General features: G+C 70.4%; 3 protein-coding genes. 2 read left to right on the top strand and 1 reads right to left on the bottom strand.

The window, feature by feature from the left end; translation table 11 throughout:
• Positions 1-280 precede the first annotated feature (280 nt).
• Positions 281-1021 (top strand): TetR/AcrR family transcriptional regulator, encoded by a 741-nt coding sequence (locus C1I98_RS43365; RefSeq protein WP_233508521.1) that lies wholly within the window; start codon positions 281-283, stop codon positions 1019-1021.
• Positions 1022-1038: 17 nt separating this feature from the next.
• Entirely contained in the window at positions 1039-2304 is a 1266-nt protein-coding gene (locus C1I98_RS37405) for a cytochrome P450 family protein (protein ID WP_111171985.1), read from the top strand.
• Positions 2305-2640: 336 nt separating this feature from the next.
• Here the strand turns inward: C1I98_RS37405 and C1I98_RS37400 are convergent.
• On the bottom strand, positions 2641-2912 hold a 272-nt coding region (locus tag C1I98_RS37400), incomplete at its 5' end, for a tyrosine-type recombinase/integrase (protein WP_146607881.1).

Raw genomic sequence — 2912 nt, 5'->3', positions numbered from 1 at the left:
CACCTACACCCGGCACCTGCCGGACGGCAGCACGGAGATCGACACGCACGTGTGCGAGGGCGGCAAGGGCCGCAACGGCTTCTACGGCGCGGGCATCGCGGACGCGCTGCGCGCCGTGCGGTGACCTGACCGATATTCACCAAGTGCCCGGCCCTTTCAAAAGGGCCGGGCACTTTTTCGTGCGGAGCCCTCGCGGCGGCGCGCCGGAGGGTTAGCATGACGGTGTGACCCTATGACCAGAAGGTCTCATCTGGTCATGCAGTCGGATAGGATCTCGATCGTGGCACCTGAGCCGTCGGAGCGTTCGGTATCGGAGCGTCCGACGTCAGAGCGGGAACGGCGAGCCGAGCGCATCCTCGACGCCGCCGGCGAGCTACTGGTGGCCTGGGGCTACGGGCGCGTCACGGTGGACGATGTCGCCCGCCGGGCGGGAGTCGGTAAAGGCACCATCTACCTGCACTTCTCCACCAAGGAAGGGCTGTTCCTCTCGGTGCTGATGCGCGCGCAGAGCCGGCTGATGGCCAATCTGGTGGACCTGCTGCGCCGGGAGCCGGTCACCGTCATGCCCAGCGAGCTGATCGCGCACATCTACCGATGGGCCCACGAGGAGCCGGTGGTGCGCGCCGCGCTGATCGGCGACCCGGAGACCCTGGGCGTGCTGGTGCGCAGCAGCGCCGAGCTGGTCGGTGACCTGCTCGCCGAGCGGCTGCGCGTCATGGAGTCCTACCTCGTGCTGCTGCGCGAGCACGGCCTCGTGCGCACGGACCAGCCTCCGGAGCTGGTGCGGTACACCATGGTCTCGATCTTCGTCGGCTTCCTCACCATGGAGCCGATGATGCCCGCCGAGGCCAGGCCCGACCCCGCCGCCTGCGCCGGCGCGCTCGCCGACGCCATCCGTTCCTCGATCGAGACCGCCCGCTCCCCCGAGGCGATGCGGGCCGCGGCCGACCTGGCCGCCGAACTGTTCGACCGCCTGCTCGACCGGCTCAACCAGGAGATTCGCAGGCGGCAGTCCATCTGACCCAGCGGAGGGCAGACATGAGCACTTCCGGTATCACGGAACCCATCGACCTGATGGATCCCGATCTGCTCCACGACCCCTTCCACGGCTTCGCCCGCATCCGCGAGGAGGCGCCGGTCGCCCGCGCCGTCTTCCCCGGCAAGGTCGACCCGATCTTGCTGGTGACCCGGTACGACGACGTCAAGACGGTGCTGAGCGACCAGCGGTTCGTCAACAACCCGGCGAACGTCCCCGGCGGGGACGTCGGCAACGTCCGCGAGCAGCTCATCAAGATGCGCGGCATTCCGCCGGAGTACGCGAAGTACGTACTGGAGAGCATCCTCGACGTGGACGGCGCCGACCACATCCGGCTGCGCCGCCTGGTCTCGCGCGCCTTCACCGCGCGCCGCGTCCTCGAACTGCGGCCCCGGGTCGAGGAGATCGCCGGCGCGCTGCTCGACGAGCTGCCCGGCAAGGCCGGCCCCGACGGCACCGTGGACCTCATCGAGGGCTTCGCCTACCCGCTGCCGATCGCGGTGATCTGCGAGCTGGTGGGCATCCCCGAGGAGGACCGCCCGGCCTGGCGGGACTGGGGCCGGTCACTGGTCTCCCTGCAGCCGAACGCGATGAACGAGCCGCTGATCGGCATGGTCCACTCCATCGAGAACCTGATCCTGCGGCGGCGCGCCGAGCCCACCGGCGACCTGTTGAGCAGCCTGATCCGGGTGCACGACGAGGACGGCGACCGGCTCAGCGACCAGGAGATGGTCACCATGGTGCTCACGCTGGTCCTGGCCGGGCACGAGACCACCGCTCACCTGATCGGCAACGGCACCGCGGCGCTGCTGACCCACCCGGACCAGCTCGAAAGGCTCCGGGCCGAGCCGGAGCTGATGCCGGTCGCCGTACACGAGCTGATGCGCTGGTGCGGTCCGGTGCACGGCACCCGTATCCGCTACGCCGCCGAGGACGTCGAACTGGGCGGAGTGAAGATCGCCCAGGGGCAGCCGGTGATGGCCATCCTGGTCGGGGCCAACTACGACCCGCGCAGGTTCGCCGACCCCGACCGGCTCGACATCACCCGGGAGTCCGAGGGCCGCCGGGAGACCCACGTCGGTTTCGGCTCCGGCCTGCACTACTGCCTGGGCGCGGCCCTGGCCAGGCAGGAGGGCGAGGTGGCGTTCGCGGGGCTGCTGCGCCGCTTCCCCCGCCTCGCGCTGGCCTGCGATCCGGGCGAACTACAGCGGCACTACCTCCCCGGCTCCTGGCGGCTGGCGGGCCTGCCCCTCCGGCTGAACGACTGAACGACTGCACGGTCGAACGGCTGAACGGTCGAACGGCTGAACCGTTGAACGGCTGAACTTCGCCTGTCGCGCCGCCCCGTCTCCTTCCTTTCCCGGATGGAGTCCGGGGCGGCATCACGTCCGTCGTCAGTCGTCACCGACATGGGCCAGCGGCCCCGACGCGCTCGACAACGCCGACAGCGTCTCGTCATGGCAGTTGCAGCTTCCGCAGCCAGGAATCATGCCCTCGCCTCCGATCGGGGGTCATCGTCTCACTACCGAGCGTGAGGGCCGCCGTAAGCTGCCGTCAAGGGGCGATTGCCCTATCTATCCCCGAGGGACATGGCGGCGGCGGATTCAGCCGCGACGGTCGCCGGGGGACAGGCGGGCATGCTCGGCACGGGCCCGTTCTCCGGCGGACCGCTCCGCCGTACGGGCCCGCTGCCTGGCCATCTCCGCCGATTTCCAGCCGACGATGCGCATCAGGTTGAGCGGATCGCCCCCGGCCCGCAGGTAGTCGTCGGCCATCGTCTCCCTGAACCGGTGCGGGTGCAGCCGCCCGCGTACCCCGGCCTCCCGCCCCCGCCGCTCCAGCAGATGCTGGAGCGGCGGGGGCGGGAGGCCGGGGT

The sequence above is a fragment of the Spongiactinospora gelatinilytica genome (assembly GCF_003236385.1).
Lineage (GTDB): Bacteria > Actinomycetota > Actinomycetes > Streptosporangiales > Streptosporangiaceae > Spongiactinospora > Spongiactinospora gelatinilytica.
This window is presented reverse-complemented; position numbering and strand designations above follow the sequence as displayed.

Coding starts and splice junctions, on each gene's coding strand:
- C1I98_RS37405 (WP_111171985.1), top strand. CDS start 1,039: ATGAGCACTTCCGGTATCACGGAACCCATCGACCTGATGGATCCCGAT.